The 19,033-nt window shown below is 30.4% G+C and carries 14 protein-coding genes; 3 read left to right on the top strand and 11 right to left on the bottom strand.

Going from position 1 to position 19,033, the window contains the following annotated elements; all coding sequences use genetic code 11:
• Nucleotides 1–3 precede the first annotated feature (3 nt).
• The 9 genes from Q4512_RS11120 to Q4512_RS11160 all read right to left on the bottom strand — a co-directional run bounded on the left by Q4512_RS11120 (nt 4) and on the right by Q4512_RS11160 (nt 12,028).
• Nucleotides 4–990, bottom strand: coding sequence for a phosphotransferase (locus Q4512_RS11120; RefSeq protein ID WP_303424433.1), 987 nt, complete (start codon nt 988–990; stop codon nt 4–6).
• Nucleotides 991–1,035: 45 nt separating this feature from the next.
• Nucleotides 1,036–2,577, bottom strand: a complete 1,542-nt coding sequence (locus Q4512_RS11125) for an acyl-CoA carboxylase subunit beta (protein WP_303424435.1) — start codon at nt 2,575–2,577, stop codon at nt 1,036–1,038.
• Between the two features lie 116 nt (nt 2,578–2,693).
• Nucleotides 2,694–4,136, bottom strand: coding sequence for an acetyl-CoA carboxylase biotin carboxylase subunit (accC, locus tag Q4512_RS11130; protein WP_303424437.1), 1,443 nt, complete (start codon nt 4,134–4,136; stop codon nt 2,694–2,696).
• 61 nt (nt 4,137–4,197) lie between these two features.
• Entirely contained in the window at nt 4,198–4,686 is a 489-nt protein-coding gene (locus Q4512_RS11135; RefSeq protein ID WP_303424440.1) for an acetyl-CoA carboxylase biotin carboxyl carrier protein subunit, read from the bottom strand.
• Between the two features lie 95 nt (nt 4,687–4,781).
• Nucleotides 4,782–5,474, bottom strand: coding sequence for a PrsW family intramembrane metalloprotease (locus tag Q4512_RS11140; RefSeq protein WP_303424443.1), 693 nt, complete (start codon nt 5,472–5,474; stop codon nt 4,782–4,784).
• Nucleotides 5,475–5,483: 9 nt separating this feature from the next.
• A complete protein-coding gene (locus tag Q4512_RS11145) occupies nt 5,484–6,038 on the bottom strand; it encodes an NUDIX domain-containing protein (RefSeq protein WP_303424446.1) in 555 nt (184 codons plus the stop codon).
• Nucleotides 6,039–6,048: 10 nt separating this feature from the next.
• Nucleotides 6,049–6,822, bottom strand: coding sequence for a bifunctional 2-polyprenyl-6-hydroxyphenol methylase/3-demethylubiquinol 3-O-methyltransferase UbiG (locus Q4512_RS11150; RefSeq protein ID WP_303424449.1), 774 nt, complete (start codon nt 6,820–6,822; stop codon nt 6,049–6,051).
• Between the two features lie 14 nt (nt 6,823–6,836).
• Entirely contained in the window at nt 6,837–9,893 is a 3,057-nt protein-coding gene (locus tag Q4512_RS11155) for a DUF2723 domain-containing protein (protein ID WP_303424452.1), read from the bottom strand.
• A 65-nt stretch (nt 9,894–9,958) separates the two neighbouring features.
• Entirely contained in the window at nt 9,959–12,028 is a 2,070-nt protein-coding gene (locus tag Q4512_RS11160) for a BNR-4 repeat-containing protein (protein WP_303424455.1), read from the bottom strand.
• A gap of 205 nt (nt 12,029–12,233) precedes the next feature.
• On the opposite strand from Q4512_RS11160, the gene Q4512_RS11165 reads away from it, so the two are divergent.
• From Q4512_RS11165 to Q4512_RS11175, 3 genes are all read left to right on the top strand, one after another.
• Nucleotides 12,234–12,800 (top strand): hypothetical protein, encoded by a 567-nt coding sequence (locus Q4512_RS11165; RefSeq protein ID WP_303424458.1) that lies wholly within the window; start codon nt 12,234–12,236, stop codon nt 12,798–12,800.
• A 41-nt stretch (nt 12,801–12,841) separates the two neighbouring features.
• A complete protein-coding gene (locus Q4512_RS11170; RefSeq protein WP_303424459.1) occupies nt 12,842–15,223 on the top strand; it encodes an S-layer family protein in 2,382 nt (793 codons plus the stop codon).
• A gap of 98 nt (nt 15,224–15,321) precedes the next feature.
• The gene (locus Q4512_RS11175) at nt 15,322–16,323 is read left to right on the top strand and encodes a hypothetical protein (RefSeq protein ID WP_303424461.1); all 1,002 of its coding nucleotides are present in this window, start codon (nt 15,322–15,324) and stop codon (nt 16,321–16,323) included.
• A 4-nt stretch (nt 16,324–16,327) separates the two neighbouring features.
• Here the strand turns inward: Q4512_RS11175 and Q4512_RS11180 are convergent, their stop codons facing one another.
• Both Q4512_RS11180 and Q4512_RS11185 read right to left on the bottom strand, forming a co-directional pair.
• Nucleotides 16,328–17,476, bottom strand: a complete 1,149-nt coding sequence (locus Q4512_RS11180) for an aminotransferase class V-fold PLP-dependent enzyme (RefSeq protein ID WP_303424464.1) — start codon at nt 17,474–17,476, stop codon at nt 16,328–16,330.
• Nucleotides 17,477–17,617: 141 nt separating this feature from the next.
• The gene (locus tag Q4512_RS11185) at nt 17,618–18,898 is read right to left on the bottom strand and encodes an aryl-sulfate sulfotransferase (RefSeq protein ID WP_303424466.1); all 1,281 of its coding nucleotides are present in this window, start codon (nt 18,896–18,898) and stop codon (nt 17,618–17,620) included.
• Nucleotides 18,899–19,033: the final 135 nt, after the last annotated feature.

Raw genomic sequence — 19,033 nt, forward strand, 5'->3', positions numbered from 1 at the left:
TTTTTAAATTTTTATAGTATTAAATACCATCCATTGCTTGACAGTATGTATCCAGTATTTTAAAAATTCCTCACTTAAAAACGGATTAGAAAAATCGTTAAATCGTTGGATGTGAATCCCATTATAATGTAGCCAAATCGCTAAACTACCAAAAGGAATTAATCGTTTTTCTTCTTTATTAATTGGAGTGATATTTTCATAGCCTTCGTAAAAAGCAATTTGTTTTTGTTTAAAAACTTCTTTGTTAGGTTCGTTCCTAAACAAAATCATTAAGAAATAGGAAATATCTAGAAACTGCCAGCCATTACCGCAATTATCGAAATCGAAAATGGTAATTTCAGTAGCACCTTTAATCTTCATATTTTCATACCAAAAATCTAAATGCACAACACCTTTTCGTAATTCGCCGGTATTTGCCATTTCAAATTCGGTAGTAATTCTACTGTTTGCTCGTTTATAAAAAGCCATTTCTTCAGACCCTTTTTTAAAGAATTTTGTTGCAGTTTGATAGGCTTCACTTACAAGAGTATTCGCATTGTAATCTATCCTGTTTATCGTTTTATTTAAAGTAGACTGATGAAATTTTGCCATCGTTTTGCCAATAGTATTGCAAATTTCTTTGGAAGGATTTCGTATCGTTTCCCCTTCTGCATAAGAAAATAAAACTGCAAAACGTTTTCCTTCGGAAGCATTTAAACTTTGTATATAAGTATCTTTTATATTTTTTATAGGAAAGGCAACAGAAAGCCCATTAAGTTTTAAATAGGTTAATAAATTTAATTCTTCTTCAATTTCATTTTGGGTTCTCCAATTTAAAAAATAGACGCGTAAAACGTATTTTTTAGATGAAGATGAAATTAAATAGGTATGATTAATTCCGGTTTTTAAAATGCTACACGTTGTAGAAGCATCTAGATTATATTGCTTTTTTACAAATCCTGAAAGATATTCTGGCGAAAGTATACTGCTAATAGTAGGAGTGTGGTGCATGATAAAAATGACTTAAGATATAGAGGTTTTCTGTCTGCGCAGAAATTATAACGGAATATTACCATGTTTGCGTTTTGGTCTTACAACCTCTTTATTTTCAAGCATTGCAAAAGCTTTAATTAGCTTTCTTCTGGTATCTTTAGGTAGAATCACTTCATCTATAAACCCGCGTTCTGCAGCACTATACGGATTTGCAAAAAGTGCAGCGTATTCTGCTTCTTTTTCCTTCCATTTTTCTTCTGGATTGTCAGCTAATTTAATTTCTTTTTTAAAGATAATTTCAGCAGCACCTTTAGCTCCCATAACCGCAATTTCTGCGCTTGGCCAAGCAAAATTCATATCACTACCAATGTGTTTTGAATTCATTACATCGTAAGCGCCACCATAGGCTTTTCTAGTAATTACAGTAATTCTAGGTACAGTAGCTTCACTAAAAGCATATAAAAGTTTTGCGCCATGTACAATAATACCATTCCATTCTTGATCGGTTCCTGGTAAAAATCCTGGAACATCTTCTAATGTTAATATCGGAATATTAAATGCATCGCAAAAACGAACAAAACGTGCCGCTTTTTTAGAGCTATTAACATCTAAAACACCTGCTAAAAACATAGGTTGATTAGCAACAATACCAATACTTCTTCCGCCCAAGCGAGCAAAACCTACTACAATGTTTTCTGCATAATTTTTATGTATTTCGTAAAACGAATCTTCGTCAATAATACCAGAAATAACTGCATGCATATCATACGGTTTATTTGCATTACTAGGAATTATATTCGATAAGTTATCACGTACTTCGTCTTGTAATTCAAAAGGAAGTTGTGTGGGAGTTTCAGTATTATTTTGAGGTAAGTAGCTTATAAGTTTTTTAATATCTTCTAAACATTCCACATCATTGGAAGCTGTAATATGTGCTACTCCAGATTTAGAAGAGTGTGTACTCGCTCCACCAAGTTCTTCGCTAGTTACTTCTTCGTTCGTTACTGTTTTTACAACGTTTGGACCGGTTACAAACATGTAACTGGTATCTTCTACCATAATAGTGAAATCGGTCATTGCTGGCGAATATACAGCACCACCAGCACAAGGTCCCATGATTGCAGATATTTGCGGAATCACTCCAGAGGACTGTACGTTTTTGTAAAATATGTCGGCATAACCACCAAGCGAACGAACACCTTCTTGAATACGTGCTCCACCAGAATCGTTTAAACCAATTATTGGTGCACCTACCTTAAGCGCTAAATCCATAACCTTACAAATTTTCTCTGCGTGTGTTTCGGATAAGGATCCACCAAAAACAGTGAAATCTTGTGCGAATATGTAAATAAGTTTTCCGTTTACGGTTCCATAACCAGTTACAACACCATCTCCATAAAACTGTTGGTTTTCCATACCAAAGTCTTTCGTTCTATGTGTTACCAAAGCACCAATTTCTTCAAAAGAACCTTCGTCTAGTAAGTACATAACGCGTTCTCTAGCTGTTAGTTTTTTCTTTTGGTGTTGTTTATCAATTCTTGCTTGCCCACCTCCTAAATAGGCTTGTGCTAGTTTTTCGTTGAGGTTTTTTATTTTGGATTCCATTTTTAAATACTTTTTTCTCGCAAAAACGCAAAGGCGCAATGCAGTGTATGGTTACTTTTTATTTAAATTAAAATAATGAAACATCGCTACTGTTTTTATATCTTGAGTATTGTAAATTATTTTATAGGTAATCGCAATACTTTTTGGTCTTCAATATATTGTTTAACAGCTATTAATGCAGCAATTTTAGCTTCTTCTTCCTGCTTTTCTTTTAAAGCTTCTGAAGAGTAATATTTTTTCACAAAATGTGTGTCAAAGTTTCCAGATCGAAATGCTTCATGTTCGCAAACAAAGCTTCCAAATGGTAAGGTGGTTTCAATACCTTCTACTTGATATTCTTGAATTGCTTTTAGCATAAGCTCAATAGCTGCTTCTCTAGTTTCTCCAAAGGTAATTAGTTTTGCGAGCATAGGATCGTAATAAATTGGAATATCCATACCTTGTTCAAAACCATTATCTACACGAATATTTTTGCCAATAGGTAGTTTATAGACTTCTAAATTACCAACGCTAGGTAAGAAATCGTTTAAAGGATCTTCGGCATATACACGCAATTCTAGCGCATGGCCATGAATTTTTAAATCTTCTTGTTTAATAGGAAGTGTTTCTCCTCTAGCTACTCGAATTTGTAATTCTACTAAATCTGTATTTGTGATAAATTCTGTAACTGGATGCTCTACTTGTAAACGAGTATTCATTTCTAGAAAATAGAAATTAAGATCATCATCTAGAAGGAATTCTACAGTTCCAGCACCAACATAATCACAAGATTTTGCGACTTTTATTGCGGCTTCTCCCATTTTTTCTCTCATTTCTGGAGTTAAAACGGCAGAAGGTGCTTCTTCTACTACTTTTTGATGACGACGTTGTACACTACATTCTCTTTCGAATAAATGTATCACATTACCATGTGTATCTGCCATTACCTGAATTTCGATATGTCTTGGTGAAGTCACATATTTTTCAATAAACACGGAACCATCACCAAAAGCATTAACAGCTTCGCTAATAGCACGATCCATTTGAGAAGTAAAATCGGCTTCTTTTTCTACCACACGCATTCCTTTTCCACCACCTCCAGCTGAAGCTTTAATAAGGATTGGAAAGCCTATTTCTTTAGCTATTTTTTTAGCTTCAGGAATATCTGTTATCGCTTCATCTGTACCAGGAACCATTGGTATATGATATGCTTTAACAGCTTCTTTTGCTGCTAATTTGCTTCCCATAATCTTAATTGCTTTCGATTTTGGACCAATAAAAAGGATGTTGTTCTTTTCGCAAGCTTCTGCGAAATCGGCATTTTCAGAAAGAAAACCGTATCCTGGATGAATAGCATCTACTTGTAAATTTTTAGCTACAGCTATAATTTTATCTCCTAATAAATACGATTGATTAGAAGGAGCTTCTCCAATAAAAACGGCTTCATCTGCAAACTTTACATGTGGTGCATTTCTATCTGCAGTAGAGTAGATTGCTACGGTTTGGATGCCCATTTTTTTTGCGGTTTGCATCACACGAATGGCAATTTCACCTCTATTTGCTACTAGTATTTTTTTCATCGATAAATTTATTTATCGTTCCCTAAAAAACGGGAATCTTTTTGTTTATAGTTTACTTAGATTATGCTTCAAATTCAATGAGTAGTTGGTTTTTTTCTACAGCATCTCCTTTTTTTATAGAAATCGATTTTATAATTCCATCTCTTGGAGAGGTTATAACGTTTTCCATTTTCATGGCCTCTAAAATTAAAAGAGCATCATCTTCTTTTACTTCTTGACCTACTTTTATATTGATATCTAAAATCAACCCAGGCATTGGCGCTTTTATGTCTTTTACTTTTTTGGCTGCGCCAATGGTAAATCCCATTTCTTTTATTAACGAATCTAAACTATTGTTAATTAGTATTTTGTATGTGTTGTTGTTAACTTTTACTTTATACGTTTTTTTGTTAAAATCTGCTTCTGTGATTTCTGCTTTAAACGATTTGTTTTCTTGAAGTATATGAAATTTTGAAGGAGCAATTTTTATATTATCTAATGCTAATGCGTCATTTTTTGTAATATCAATTTCTGAAGCGTCATTGATTTTTACTGTATAAGATGTGTTCATTATTATAAATTTAAATGCAAGCAAAGATATGTATAATTACGAAAACGATTTAGTTGGAAGATTATATTTCTGCTAATTTGTTATAGTTTTAAGTTTTATATTGTTGAAGAATCTTTAAATCTAGAATTATTAGAGTGTTTTTTAATTGCTTTTCGAGAAAGTAGTAGACCAATAAACAGCGAAATAAAAGCACCAATCCAGATACCAGGAATAAACTCTAGGAATAAAAAGAAATCATAAGCACCATGAAATAGTATTGCTAGTAGTAAACCTAATAGGTTTAGGATCATTCTATTGTTGGAAAACTTTGCTTTCCCCATAAAATAGCCCATTAATACAGCAAATGTAGCATGTGCAGGAACTGCAGTAAAAGCTCTTAAAAGTGCAGTTTCTATGCCTCCTTGAAGGACATACATAATGTTTTCGGTAGCTGCAAAACCCATGGATACCATTACCGCGTAAACAATGCCATCAAATTGCTCATTAAAAGCTTTATTTGGTTGCGCAAAATAGCGTACAATGATGTACTTGCTAAACTCTTCAATTAAAGCAACGATAAAAAAAGCTTTAATAAAAAGTTGTAGCACACTTGTATTACCAGCAATAGCAATAGGAATTGTATAATCGGAAATCACATAAAGTATGGTTGTAACTAGTATACTTACAATTGCACCAAGTAAGAAACTATAAAAAAGTAGAAGTTTGGGTTCTTTATCGTATTTATCATTGTAATAAATGTACAATATGATTAAAAAAACCGGAGCTATTGCTAAAGCGAGTAAATGCATTTGGCTAAATTAAGGTATTCTTTTTAAAATTTCAGCTATAATTTTAGTGTAGTATGCTTTATTGCTTGCAACGAAATGATTATTACTTTTCGAGTGTTTTAATAACTCGTTAAATTCAGTAATATGAACAAGTTTAAGTCCTTCAACCTCTTCTTTTTGGAATTTTAAAGCGGAAATATTTACATTTAAACCTGCTAAAAAAGTATGGTGAAATTCGTTATCTATAATACCGTTTTCATAAGTCTGAAAACATTTAAAAACACCAATTTTTTGTAAACCTTTTTTTGAAATACTTAATCCTATTTCTTCTTGTATTTCTCTAATAGCAGCTTGCTCTATGGTTTCGCCAGCATCTACATGGCCAGCAACCGAAACATCCCAAAGTAAAGGACAAATTACTTTTGAAGCTGCTCGTTGTGCTAATAAAATCTCGCCTTTTGGAGTATAAAACCAAATATGTGCTGTGTTATGGTAGTAGCCTTTTTGATGAATTATAGATTTTGCTACAGATTTCCCAGTAGCTTCACCTGTTTTTGAAACAATGTCTATTTGTTCGTCTTGCATTTAATAAATATTACTTTGTTAATATACAGAAAAAATCTAACGTGTCTTTAGAGTATTTTTGAAGTGAATAGTCTTCTAATTTTATGTTGTTAACTAATTCTCTATTTTTGTTTAATAGCGTAATTCTATTCATTCTATTTGCTATTTCATAAGGTATTTTAAGTAATGTTTTAGGCAGTTTATATTGTATATTAAAAATATCAAAGCGCATAATTCGCTTAACAGATTGTTCGTTTTTAAAATAATACTGATCTGTTTTTTTATTACCTTGAATACCTTCAATAGTATATTTTATAAATTTTTTTTTAATTAGGTCGTTTAATTCCGAATACTTATATTCTTTAACATGCCAAGGGTTTCTTGCTATCGATTTTTTTGCGTTTGGGGTAGTTATATATGCTTTTCCATTAGGTTTTAAAACTCGATGAATTTCATTAATAAAAAGATTGACATCTTTTATGTGTTCGATTACTTGAAATGAAATAACCACATCAAAACTATTGTCTTTTAAATTACTTAAAGGAGGTATGTTTTGATGTAGAATTGTGGTTTTTGGATGTCTGTATTTTATTTTATCTAATACATATTTAGATTTATCTATAACAGTTATATTCTTTGCTTTTTTTAGAATAAGATCTAAGCCATAGCCTTCTCCACATCCAATTTCTAAAACATTTCCATGTATTTTTTCAGCTATTAAATGATATGCTTTTAATGTTCTTTGAAATAATGGTTGGTCTGAAGTTATTTGGGAAGAGGTAATCTCGGTTGAAAATGAAAACATTTTAAATAATTAGGTTAATATGGCCAATTTATCTTTTGCCATTGTATATAATTTGGTTCAAAATTTTTAAAGCGTTGTTTGTTAGATATAATAATTTCTTTATCGCCAGGGAATTGATTTATCATTTGTAAATACATGTTTTTTAATTTTTCAGCATGTTTTACATTTATTATTGGATTTGGAGGGTTAAAAGAGGTTGTCCATTGCAGTTCTTCCCAGAGATTATTAATAGCTAAAACACATATTTTAGTGCCTTTATTAGGTAGACCAGCTCTAAAATATAATTTACCTAATGCATATGCATATTGCTTATAAGCAATAGTGTTATTAGGTAAAACAGAAAAAGATTTGTCTAAAACAGCTATGGCTTGTTGTTTTTTGCCTTCTTCTAATAATGCTTGTGCTAAAAAATAATAATTACGCCTTAAAATATCTTGCGCATAAGTTCTATTTTCATAAGTAATAAATTTTGTATCATCATTTAGTCTATTAAATTGTACTTTCTCTATTAAAAAAGGATACATCATTTTTGTATTAACAATTTTCTGGTTTGCTAGAGGGTTTTTTCTTTGAATGGGAGCTAACTCCTCTACTAAGCCATTTTGAATAAAGTAATTTTGCAGGCCTAAATAATGACTAGTTTTTCCATTAATGGCAAAGCATATTGATCTATTTTCAATATTATTATTAATTATATTTAGTAATACAATCTCGTTTAAACCGTAAAAGTCTTTAGCATATTCCCATGCTATCTTATTGGTATATTGAGCATTTAATGCTTCAGCACTTAGGTGTTTGCTTTTTATTTTTACAGTATCTATAGGGATAGCAAATTTGGTTGCAGGTATGTAATGTCTTAACTTTCCATTCCAATTAATTTTTGTGTTGCTATTCTTAAAAAATTCAAATAAAACAGGTAATACAGCTGCAGTATTGGTTTCTTTTTGAAGCGGAATTAATTTATCGACACCATTTACATAAAAATCTTTCTCTAAGCTAATTTCAATTGGATTGGAATTGTATATTTTATGTTTCAGTTTATCGATATGTGTATCTAAATTCATTTGATCAAAATTTAGAACTCTCACATCTGTTCTATATTTTTCAACTTCTTGTAAGTACCATAAAGGAAAAGTCATGTTGTCTCCATTAGTAATAAGTATGGATTGTTCTGGGCATGAATCTAGATACGCTTTAGCAAAATCGTATGCAAAAGTGTCATAACTACGTTGGTGATCATTCCATCCTTTAGCTACTAATTGTATAGGTGCACCAATAAAAACAATACTAGCTACAATTAGCAGTCTCGTTTTACTAGATAAAATAAATTTAAAAGCGTTGTAGATATAAAGAATGGATAGTCCTACCCAAAGTGAAAAAATCACAAATGCCCCCATAAAAATATAATCCCGTTCTCGAACTAAAATACTAGATGGAACTGGGTTAATGTAAATGGTAATACCTACACCAAAAGCTAAGAAAATAAAAAGTGTTGTTAATAAATATTTTTTACTTTTTAGTAGGGAAAGCAATCCTAAAATTCCGAAAAGAAAAGGAATAAAATAATAGGTGTTTCTACTTTTATCTTTTTTAAAACGATCTGGCATGATGGAGTAGTCGCCAACTCTTGATTTATCGATACTATTAATTCCGCTTACCCAATTCCCATCTTTTATATAACCTAAGCCTTGATTGTTGTTTTGTTTCCCTATAAAATTCCAATATAAATACCTTAGATTTAGCCAAGAGATTTGATAATTTATAAAAAAGTGGAAGTTTTCTTTATAGGTAGGCTTATAAAGTGTTTTGTTCTCCCCATTAACTGGGTAATTAATAGGCGCTCCTTTTATTGTAGTCCAAGATTTATAATTTCCTGCATTACCAGCGTCAAATAATCTAGGAAATAACATGGAAAATTCTTCCGAATAGTTTACCTGATTATATTTCCCATCGTCTATTGTAATGTATTTTTTTTTGGAAGTATTATAAGTTAAAATAGGTTTTCCATCTGTAAAAGGTACATTTTTATCTAAAGGAGCATTATATGTATATCCTTTAAGAAGTGGTATATGTCCAATTCCAAATTGATCTCCTTTAATGTATTGTAACATTCTATTACTAGTACTTACGCCATTTGCAATTAATGTATTAGCATTCGCTCTTTGAAGTGGCATAATATAGGAGCTAAAACCAATTAAAAAAAACAGAAAAGCTAAAGTACAATAGTGTATTATGATTTTTTGTTTTCTATAGGTAATCCATAATGTAACCGAAAAGAATAGGACTAATAATAGAATTGTAATTAGCACACCTGTATTTACATTTGCATTATAAGTATTTACTAACCATAAATCTATGGTATAACTTAATTTAATAAGACCTTGTATAGCAAATAAGTAAATACTAAAAAAGAGTACAGTCCCAATAATTAAGGATAAAACGATGTTTTTAATAGTTAAACCATATTTTTTATGCGTAAATAGAAGCGATAATGGAATAATTATAGAAATGGTTATTAAATGAACACTACTTGCTATTCCTAAAAGCAAAGCAAATAATAAAAGAAGTCTCCTTTCAATATATTTATTAGAAGTATTCTCCCATTTTACCATTACATAAATCATTATTGTCATTAATGCAAATGAAAGTGTGTAGACTTCAGTCTCTGTTGCGGCAACCCAAAAACTATTAGAAAATGCTAATGTTAAGGCAGCTGTAATACCAGTAAAAAAGGGTAAGTATTTAGTTTCAAATAGCGATGAATTTATTTGTATTTTAGTGGTTATAAAATAGGTTATTTTAAATAGGAAAGTTACGGTTAGTGCTCCAAAAAAACCGGATATTAAGTTAGAAATAAAAGCAACTTTTGTTACAGGAAAAAACTGTAAAATAACACTGCAAAGCATCGTGTAAAAAGGGGATCCAGGAGGATGAGTTGCCTGTAAATTATAACTACTAGCTAGAAACTCTGGACTATCCCAAAAAGTGATGGTTCTTGGTGCAGAAATATAGTATACAATAAATACAATTATAAAAAGAATAAAGCTTACAATTCTTTCAACTTTTATCATGTTAACAGTAGTAATTTATTTAAAATTAATGGCAAGATAGGAGAAATATAAATTGGATATATAATTTAATCTAATAAATTATATATTTCATTACTAGCTAAAAGAATGGCTCCAGAGATGCCAATATTCCATTCTTCACTTTTATATTTTTTTTCAAATATGGGTTGCATTAATAATATCCAAGACTCTATTGTTTTTTGCTTGTGGCTAATTGGAATAACACCATCATTAATTCCTTTAGCAATTGTATAAATAGAAAGTGCATTTGTGTATAGCTGTTTATAATTTGTAACGTTTTTTTGGGTTTTCAATAAATCGGCTACATGTTTAAGGTATAATTGCGATAGATTTTCCTTTTCTAAATTATCATTTTCATTAATTAAGCTTAATAGCTTCGATAAGGTAACTACTTTAATATCTGGGTTTATTTGTTCTATATCTTCTGTGTTTAATGCATTTAATCTATTTACTACCGTTCGATTATCTCCTAAGTTAAAGTTCCAAATAAGGTTTTCTAGTGAAAGTACATCAAATTCAACTTCTTCCTCATATTGAAGTATGTTAAGCACTTCATTTTTGTATCGGTTTTCATTAGTAATCGTGTAAAAAGCTTTTAATCCATCTAAAAAGATACCATATTCATGTTCTCCTTTTTTTAAAGCAGAAGGGTTTTCTAACTGCCAATCTGCTAATTCACGCATGGTTTGAAGTATTCCTTCTTTTGTTGTTTCTTTGTCTGTTTTAGGATATTTAACATCCATTTTTATGGCTGTTTTATACCTGTCTTCAAAGTGAAGCGCTCTGTTTTTATTTACAGAAAACAAGGAGTAATTAATGTAATTTGTATTCTGAATCCATAAAATTTGCGGATACTGATCTTTTTTTGCATTTCGAATGGCAAATGGTCTAATATTATTTTTAGTAGAATTATTAGTTATATGCTTCACTTTCCAAGTTTTTCCATCGTCTTTGGTAATCCATTTTTCTATTTCAAAAAAATCATTCCTTTTAACCGATAAATATAATGTGTTTGGCGTTTCATGGTCTATAGTAATTCCTCCAGAGTAATTTGGTTCTGAAGCTTTGTCCCCTTCTGGGATATCAAGAAAACTAGTGCCAGAATTTATTAAATCATAATTATGCCATTTATTGTTTTTCCATATAGCATAACAGTAAATATGGTTTTCGCTATCAGGAAATTTTGCGTAGACGATTATTGGGTTTCCGTTTTTACTTTGCGCAATATCCCAATTCCAAACTTTATTGTTTTCAGGTGTTTGTTTGTAAATAACATCCAAATCTTGTTCTTGAATAGGTAACTCGTCTATAGTCTTTATTTTTGTTCCATCTGCTTTATAAAAAGCGCCAGCTTCATAATACATATAATAGATCGCGTTAGAAGTTTCTTGAGTTGGATGCCCATTAGTAAAAGTAAAATGGATTTTAGACACTCCATCCGAATACACTTTTGTATAAGGCACTTTTAAAGAAGCGACTTCATTAGGCTTAAAAAGAATTTTGCCAGAACTCCATGTTTCTCCATTGTCTATAGATGTTGCAAAATTAGGTTTTAAGTCCACTCCTCTCCAAAATAGAAATATTTTATCATTTTCGGCACTTAATTGAATAGGATTGGTGTAGGTATGATTTAAGTTTTTTGCATTTTTATAGTGTGTTTCATCGTTTAGAAATAACTCTTTTACTGTATTCCAATTATCAATACGTTCTGGAGCACTAGATTTAACCATGTACAAAGGTTTTTCATTTTGTAGGTGCGAGTTAAAAAAGACGGTTATATACCCGTTTTTGTCTATTAAGAGAGATGGATTATTATGATCATCTATCTCGAGGTTATCAAAAATTACTTTAGATTTAATTTTTTTATTATCATGGTCATAATATGCTATATGGATGTCTCCATAATTATCAACCCAACCAGTATATGTTCTTTTATGTTTTCCTTCATAATAAACAGCTCTGGGATCTGAAAACCAACTCCAAATTCCATTAAAAGTAACGGATTGAAAATCTAACGAGCGAGTAGTTATTTCTTCTTTATTAGGATTGTTTTTTTTTTGACTAAATAATAAATTACTAAATAAAATTAGAAGCAATACTAAATATCTTTGCGTCATAAATAGGTAAAGGTTTAATTTTTAAAATTATATTAAAAATATTTATTATATTCGTAAAAGCTATTAATCTTCTTAACCTGCATGAAAACACTTGTTTCGTGTGATTTTTTTTGTCTAATTCACGATGAAAAAGGTGTTCCGTAAGATTTTATAGTCTATTTAATCAATATTTGGTGTAAAATATTGTTGAAAAATCAGAATATAAATGAATTTTAAGCATTACAAAAAGATTTTATTTGTTTTAGTTCTCTTTAATATATCTGCATTTGCTCAGAAAAGAGAAAATAGAATAGATGAAGAATTTCCAACCCCAATATCTTTCCCTTACGATTATTTTGGCAATTATTCTGGAAACTTAAGAGTTTCAGATTATACAGGTGTTGTTGCTAATCTTCCCTCAGAATTTTCATTTAAAGAAACAGATGTTAAAGATGAATTTGTCTATTCTTTATCTTATTTACAAGGTAAAGATAAAAAAAGTAGCACATATAAAGTATTTATAATCGATCAAGAAAAAGGATTTTATGCTATAAAAGATGACATGGGCTTAGAGTTTACAGCAACCTTAATAGATAATACGCTATATAGTACGTTCGAAATTAATGAAAACATAATGTTTACAGCATTAGAATTTACTAACAACGGAAAAGTTAAATTAAACATTATTTTATCTAAAAAAATAAATAATAAAAGAACTAAGGAGTTAGAAAAAGATGCGGCTAAATTGTCTAATGTAATTTTATTACAAAAAGCTGTTTTAAGTAAAGTATAAAGTAATTAAACCATAAAACCATAAACCAAAATAATTAAATCATGAAAAACTATTACATTTATTTATGTGTTTTCTTTTTCTCTATGTTAGGGATGAAAGCACAAACTTTAAACGAAACAATGGGTACAGGCTCTGGAGTATCCATAACATCTGGAGATTTTAACACCTATTACGGAGACAGTACCGGATCTTTTACAAGTACAGGATCTAGAAACACATTGTATGGTTATAGCGCCGGAAGAAGTGTTACTACTAGTGAGCTAGTTGCCATTGGGTATCTTGCGGGATACTCAAATACTACAGGTTTTGATAATACATTTATTGGTTATGAAGCAGGTAGATTAAACATTAATGGTGGAGATAATACTTTTATTGGTGCAGAATCTGGAGAAAATAATACAACGGGTTACGACAATACTTTTGTTGGGGAAGAGTCTGGAGCAAATAATACTACAGGTTACGAAAATACGTTTATTGGAGAAGATGCTGGTTTTAGCAATACAACGGGGTATAAACAAACCTTTATTGGAAACGAAGTTGGAATTTCATCAGATGTAGGATATAGAAACACAGCTGTTGGTAGTGAATCTATGAGTGATGTAGACGATGGACATCACAATACTGCATTAGGTGATTCTGCTGGTATTGATGTTGGGGATGGTATTTATAATACTTTTGTAGGAGCTGCCTCTGGAGTTGCAACAGAATATGCAGATTATAACACGTTTATAGGTGCGCAATCGGGTTGGGATAATAACCGTACAAATAATACAAGTAATGCAAACCACAATACCTATGTAGGTTTCTCTACTGGTTTTTCAAACAGAGAAGGACAATACAATGTTGGTATGGGATCATTAGCAGATTTTGACAATACAAACCGTTCTAACACGATGTTTTTTGGATATGATATAACTGCTAGTAATAATAACGTAATGGGATTTGGAAATAGAGCTTTTGTAGATGGACAATATTCAATTTCTTTAGGACACGATCATGATGTTAGAGGTGATTACTCAGTGATGATGGGATACTTAGGAAACATGAGTACATTAGCAGATTATTCTGTTGGTATAGGTGATCGAATAGATATTGAAGAAAATGATGTAGTAGGTATTGGACGTAGTGTAGATGTAGACAATCAACAAGCTGTAGCTATTGGTTCTACAACAATAGCGCAAAATGATGGAGCTATTGTTATTGGTTATACCGCTTCTTCTACAGATCCATCTGCTTTAGATCCAACAAATAATATTGCAATTGGATATGCAGCAAATGTACAAGGAATAAACTCAGTTGCTATTGGAAATGCAGCAACTGCAATTAATGATAATACCATGGTACTTGGTGGTTTTACTAACCCTTTAAGTGTTGGTATTGGTACAGATACTCCAAATCCGAATGCGTCTTTAGATTTATCCGGAACAACAAAAGGTTTACAATTAAACCGTATGCTTACCTCGGAAAGAACTGCATTAGGTACTTCTTTAGGAACTACAGACGAAGGTTTAGCTGTATATGATACAGAAGATACCGCTTTATACGTTTGGGATGGTACAGCATGGTTAAGTGGCATTAATACAGATGCTCAAGACCTTTCGGTAGCTAGTGATATATTGAGTATTACAGGAAGTACAGATACGGTAGATTTAACCCCTTATTTAGATAACACAGATGCTCAGGCTATTTCTTTAACTACGAACACTTTAAGTATTACTGGGGATGCAGGTACCGTAGATTTAGCTCCTTATTTAGATAATACCGATGCACAAGAATTGTCTTTAACAGGAACAACACTTGCTATAACAGGAAACGCTACAACAGTAGATTTGTCTGCTTTACAAGATGGAACAGGAACCGATGCGCAAGAGTTGTCCTTAACAGGAACAACATTAGCAATAACAGGAAACCCTACAACAGTAGATTTGTCTGCTTTACAAGATGGAGCAGGAACAGATGATCAAAATTTAACTTCTGCTACATTATCTGGAAATACTTTAACAGTAGCTATAGAAGGAGGAACGTCGGTAAATGTTGATTTAGCTCCTATTTTAGCAACATTAGATGCTCAAGTTGCAGATTTAACTACTAGATTAGAAACATTAGAAGCTTGTGCTTGTCAAACACTATCTGTTGAAGATTCTAACCCAGCAAATAGTAAAAGTGGTCCAATATTATATCAAAATATTCCAAACCCATTTAATGGGACTACTTCTATAAAGTATTATGTTCCTGCATCTAATAAGAGTGCTGCGATTGTATTTAGTAATACATCTGGTCAAATAATAGATAATGTTGCACTGAAGCAGTTAGGAGATCATGAAATATTTTTTAATAGTGAATCTTTAGCATCTGGTATGTATTATTACACATTATTTATTGATGGTAGAAAATTTGATACTAAAAAGATGATTATAGAGTAATTGATCTAAAAATTAAACATACAAAAGCTACACTTCATGTGTAGCTTTTTATGTTTATATATTTAAATGTCTTTAAATATATCTTTAAACCACTACGTATGAAAACTCTTTATATAGATAAGTTAAATTTAATATTATTACTCATTAGTTTTGCTCTTGCTTGTTTCCTTCCTTTTGAATTATTTCTTTTTGCATATGCATTTTTAGGGCCTTTACATTATTTAACAGAAACAAATTGGATTGCAGATAAAAACTATTTTGTTGCTAACAAAAACTGGAAGTATTTAGTTTTAGTAGCTGCTATTATTTATTCTATACCCTACATTTTTAGTTTATCTATCATGTTAGAATTTTTAAACGAATCAACAATTACATTCTTAACTTATAAAATTGGGAAATACACGAATTTCGTTCTCTTTTTTATACTAATTTCGGCTATTTTAGCTTTGGTTTATAAAACGTATAAAGCATTTGTTATTAGTTTTTTAATAACATTATTATTATCTATTTGGACATATACTACCAGTGTTTATCTTTTAATTATTGGTGTTTTATTACCAACAATTATACATGTATATATTTTTACGATTCTTTTTATGGTTTATGGAGTGAAAAATAAAAAAACGATATATGGTTTATTAAATATCGTTTTAATTATTGTTTTACCTTTAAGCTTAGTTTATTTAGATGTTGGTATATTTAATTATCAATTTTCTTCTGAAGTAAAAAACACCTATTTAAGTAATAATTTTCATTTACTTAACGCTAATTTAGCTAAACTATTTGGTGTCTATGAGGATCTAAAGTTCTTTTTCTATGAGAAAATAGATTTAAAAATTCAAATATTTATAGCCTTTGCATATATATACCATTATCTTAATTGGTTTTCAAAAACAACAATTATTGGATGGCATAAACAATTAACCAATAAGAAAACAATAATTATTTTAGGTGTTTGGATAGGAATATTATTATGTTATTTATATGACTTCCGATTAGGTTTAGTGTTGTCTGTTTTTTTGAGCGTATCTCATGTGATGTTAGAGTTTCCTCTAAATATAATAACAATCCAAAGTTTGTTTTCAAAAAAAACAACTTAAAATATTATTTGGCTAAAACGGAAGTTAGACAATGTACCAATCTAGAAAAATCTTCTGTAGTATTCAATAAATGGCAAGATACACGAATGTAATTCCCTCTAAACGAAACAAAGATTTGTTGTTGTGCTAAACTTGCTTTTAAAGCTTCTATGTTTATGTTTTCTGGTAATTTTATTCCGAAAAGGTGATGTGTTCTAATGGATTCTTCTTCAATTTGACAACCTAGATTTCTTAATTCTTTTACAGCTTCAGATGAAATATTTTTACAATATTCTTGAATTGCATTAGGAGTCCATGCTATAATTTGTTTTAGTGCAGCAATTTGCATTTTTACATATATAAAGTTTCCACTTTCACCAACAGAATATCTATTCGCTAAGGGTTTGTATTCTTCTTGGTAATTAGTTAGCCCAGCAAAGTTTTCACTATCTAATCGATTACTCCAGTTTTCTTCAATTGGGTTACCATGATCAAAGTGTTCCCCAAAATATGCATAAGCACAACCATAAGGACCAAATAACCATTTGTATCCTGCACAAATTAGTGCATCGGGTTGTATTTCTTTAACAGAAAAAGGTAAAGCGCCAATGGTTTGGCTACCATCTATAATGAATAAGGCTTTATGTTGTTTTGTTTTTGAACTGATAGTTTTTAAATCAAAGAGACTTCCATTAGACCAATGAATATGACCCATGGCAACAACTGCTGTTTTGTTTGTAATCGCATTTAGAATATTAGTGTTCCAAAGTTCTCCTTCCTTTTTAGAAATTGTTTTAATTGTAGCATCATATTTTTCTGCTAAATTTTTCCAAGAATAATAATTACTAGGAAACTGTTCATCAATTACTAAAATTTCATCCCCTTCCTTTAAAACAATATTATTTGTAACCGTTGCAATTCCATAGGAAGCAGAAGGTATACAAGCTATTCTATTATAATTGGAAACATCTATTAATTCAGCAAACAATTTTTTGAGTTCTACTACCGGTTCAAAATAATCGGATCCTTTAATAGTATACGGTCTGCTTTTCTGTTTTAAACCTTCTATTCCAGCTTCATAGATTGCTTTAAAAGCAGGAGCTTGTGAAGCAGTATTTAGGTACGTAATATTTTCAGGAATATCGAAATGCTTTTTTTGGTTTGCTAAGCTCATAATAATGTGTTTATTAATACTAAGGATAATCTATTTTAGTAAATCTCATAATGCATTAGATTTATTAGGATAAAAATAGAGTTGTATTTGATTTATCTTACTACATACAAAAGACAGATTTTAATAAATGTAGGTCATTCATTAATCAATTAAATTATAATAGCTTAATTCTGTAGCGTTTAAATCATAATTATAGCATCTCCAAAGTTCACCTCCTAAATTATTATATTTCCATACAACCTCTTTATTTGGAGTGACCTCCCAGATTCCATAATCTCCTTCACAAATTAAAGTATTCCCATTTGTAAGTCTTACAGCTCCAGAGATATTATCATCATATAAAGCTTCATCTTGAAACTCCCAAGCAACAACAGGTTCGTTATCTGTATTAGGTAATAAATTAAAAGTTTCAGGTAGTTCTAATTCGTATATTTTAGATTTATTTTCGCTTTTTCCATTAACATATACTAATAAATTTCCTTCACCAGGTACGCCATTCTCTAATAAATTTGGAAAATGGTTTCTATCAAAACGTATTTCTCCTTGAAGATTATCATATGCTAGCGGGTTACCAAATCTATAAATTAAATCTCCGCCTTTATTATAATTTCCACCAGAATTAGTTGAAGCTTCTAAAGTAGAAGTACTATGGTCTACGACCCATATTTCATTAAAAAAATTGATACTTAAAAAAATAACATCCTTATTTTCATCATAGTCTATTCCATTGGCATGCATAATATCTCCATTTGATGCAGCATTATAGTTTATATTAATTAATTGCGGGTTTTCGCTTACAACGCCATGGTTTGGAAAATTGCTATCATTATCTTGTATAATATGATCCCAGCTTCTCCATTCCCATACAATTTGATTTGTATTTGGGTTGATTTCTATTAATTTTTCAGGATAGATACTACCACTTGATATGGCTCCATTTTGTTCTGCAATTTCTTCCTCAATTTTTTCCCATACTAAAAACAAGACATTTCCATTTGGTAGCATTTCTATGTCGTGATGTGAAATATAATCATGTGAACTTATAGTATATTCCCAATCAACAGTATGATCGGGATTAATAATTTTTAATTTACCACCATAACCGCCAAAAGTAATTTGTGCGTTTTCATCTTTAAAAATACCTAATAATTTACCATTTGGCATAATTTCCAAATCATTACCCAAATTGTCTTCAAATTCCCATTCATGTTTTTTGTAGCCTTGTTTGTCTACTAAAAAGGCCGATTTTTCACCTTTTAGAATAGCAAGAGTTAGACTATTATCTAATTTCTCGTTATTAAATATTTCAACATTACTAGTTAAAGAAATGGAAGTATTATTTTCTGTGTATTCATCATCTTTACAATTGAAAAGACAAATCAGTATAATAGATAAAACAAAAATATATTTAGAAGTATACATTATAATGTAATTTTAGTTAATATATATTAAAAGTAATATAATCAACTAAGTAAGCTGTTAAAAGTATTACTCATTTTTTATATTAAATAAAAAAAGCCTCTTAAAGAGAGACTTTTTTATTTTGTATTTATTATT

The sequence above is a fragment of the Oceanihabitans sp. 2_MG-2023 genome, assembly GCF_030547245.1.
In the GTDB taxonomy this organism is placed as follows: domain Bacteria; phylum Bacteroidota; class Bacteroidia; order Flavobacteriales; family Flavobacteriaceae; genus Oceanihabitans.

Bases quoted from the DNA above. Each gene is read 5' to 3' on its own strand.
- Q4512_RS11185 (WP_303424466.1), bottom strand. From the start codon at position 18,898: ATGTATACTTCTAAATATATTTTTGTTTTATCTATTATACTGATTTGT.
- Q4512_RS11135 (WP_303424440.1), bottom strand. From the start codon at position 4,686: ATGAACACATCTTATACAGTAAAAATCAATGACGCTTCAGAAATTGAT.
- Q4512_RS11180 (WP_303424464.1), bottom strand. From the start codon at position 17,476: ATGAGCTTAGCAAACCAAAAAAAGCATTTCGATATTCCTGAAAATATT.
- Q4512_RS11150 (WP_303424449.1), bottom strand. From the start codon at position 6,822: ATGTTTTCATTTTCAACCGAGATTACCTCTTCCCAAATAACTTCAGAC.
- Q4512_RS11170 (WP_303424459.1), top strand. From the start codon at position 12,842: ATGAAAAACTATTACATTTATTTATGTGTTTTCTTTTTCTCTATGTTA.
- Q4512_RS11175 (WP_303424461.1), top strand. From the start codon at position 15,322: ATGAAAACTCTTTATATAGATAAGTTAAATTTAATATTATTACTCATT.
- Q4512_RS11165 (WP_303424458.1), top strand. From the start codon at position 12,234: ATGAATTTTAAGCATTACAAAAAGATTTTATTTGTTTTAGTTCTCTTT.
- Q4512_RS11160 (WP_303424455.1), bottom strand. From the start codon at position 12,028: ATGACGCAAAGATATTTAGTATTGCTTCTAATTTTATTTAGTAATTTA.
- Q4512_RS11145 (WP_303424446.1), bottom strand. From the start codon at position 6,038: ATGCAAGACGAACAAATAGACATTGTTTCAAAAACAGGTGAAGCTACT.
- Q4512_RS11125 (WP_303424435.1), bottom strand. From the start codon at position 2,577: ATGGAATCCAAAATAAAAAACCTCAACGAAAAACTAGCACAAGCCTAT.
- Q4512_RS11120 (WP_303424433.1), bottom strand. From the start codon at position 990: ATGCACCACACTCCTACTATTAGCAGTATACTTTCGCCAGAATATCTT.
- Q4512_RS11140 (WP_303424443.1), bottom strand. From the start codon at position 5,474: ATGCATTTACTCGCTTTAGCAATAGCTCCGGTTTTTTTAATCATATTG.
- Q4512_RS11155 (WP_303424452.1), bottom strand. From the start codon at position 9,893: ATGATAAAAGTTGAAAGAATTGTAAGCTTTATTCTTTTTATAATTGTA.
- accC (WP_303424437.1), bottom strand. From the start codon at position 4,136: ATGAAAAAAATACTAGTAGCAAATAGAGGTGAAATTGCCATTCGTGTG.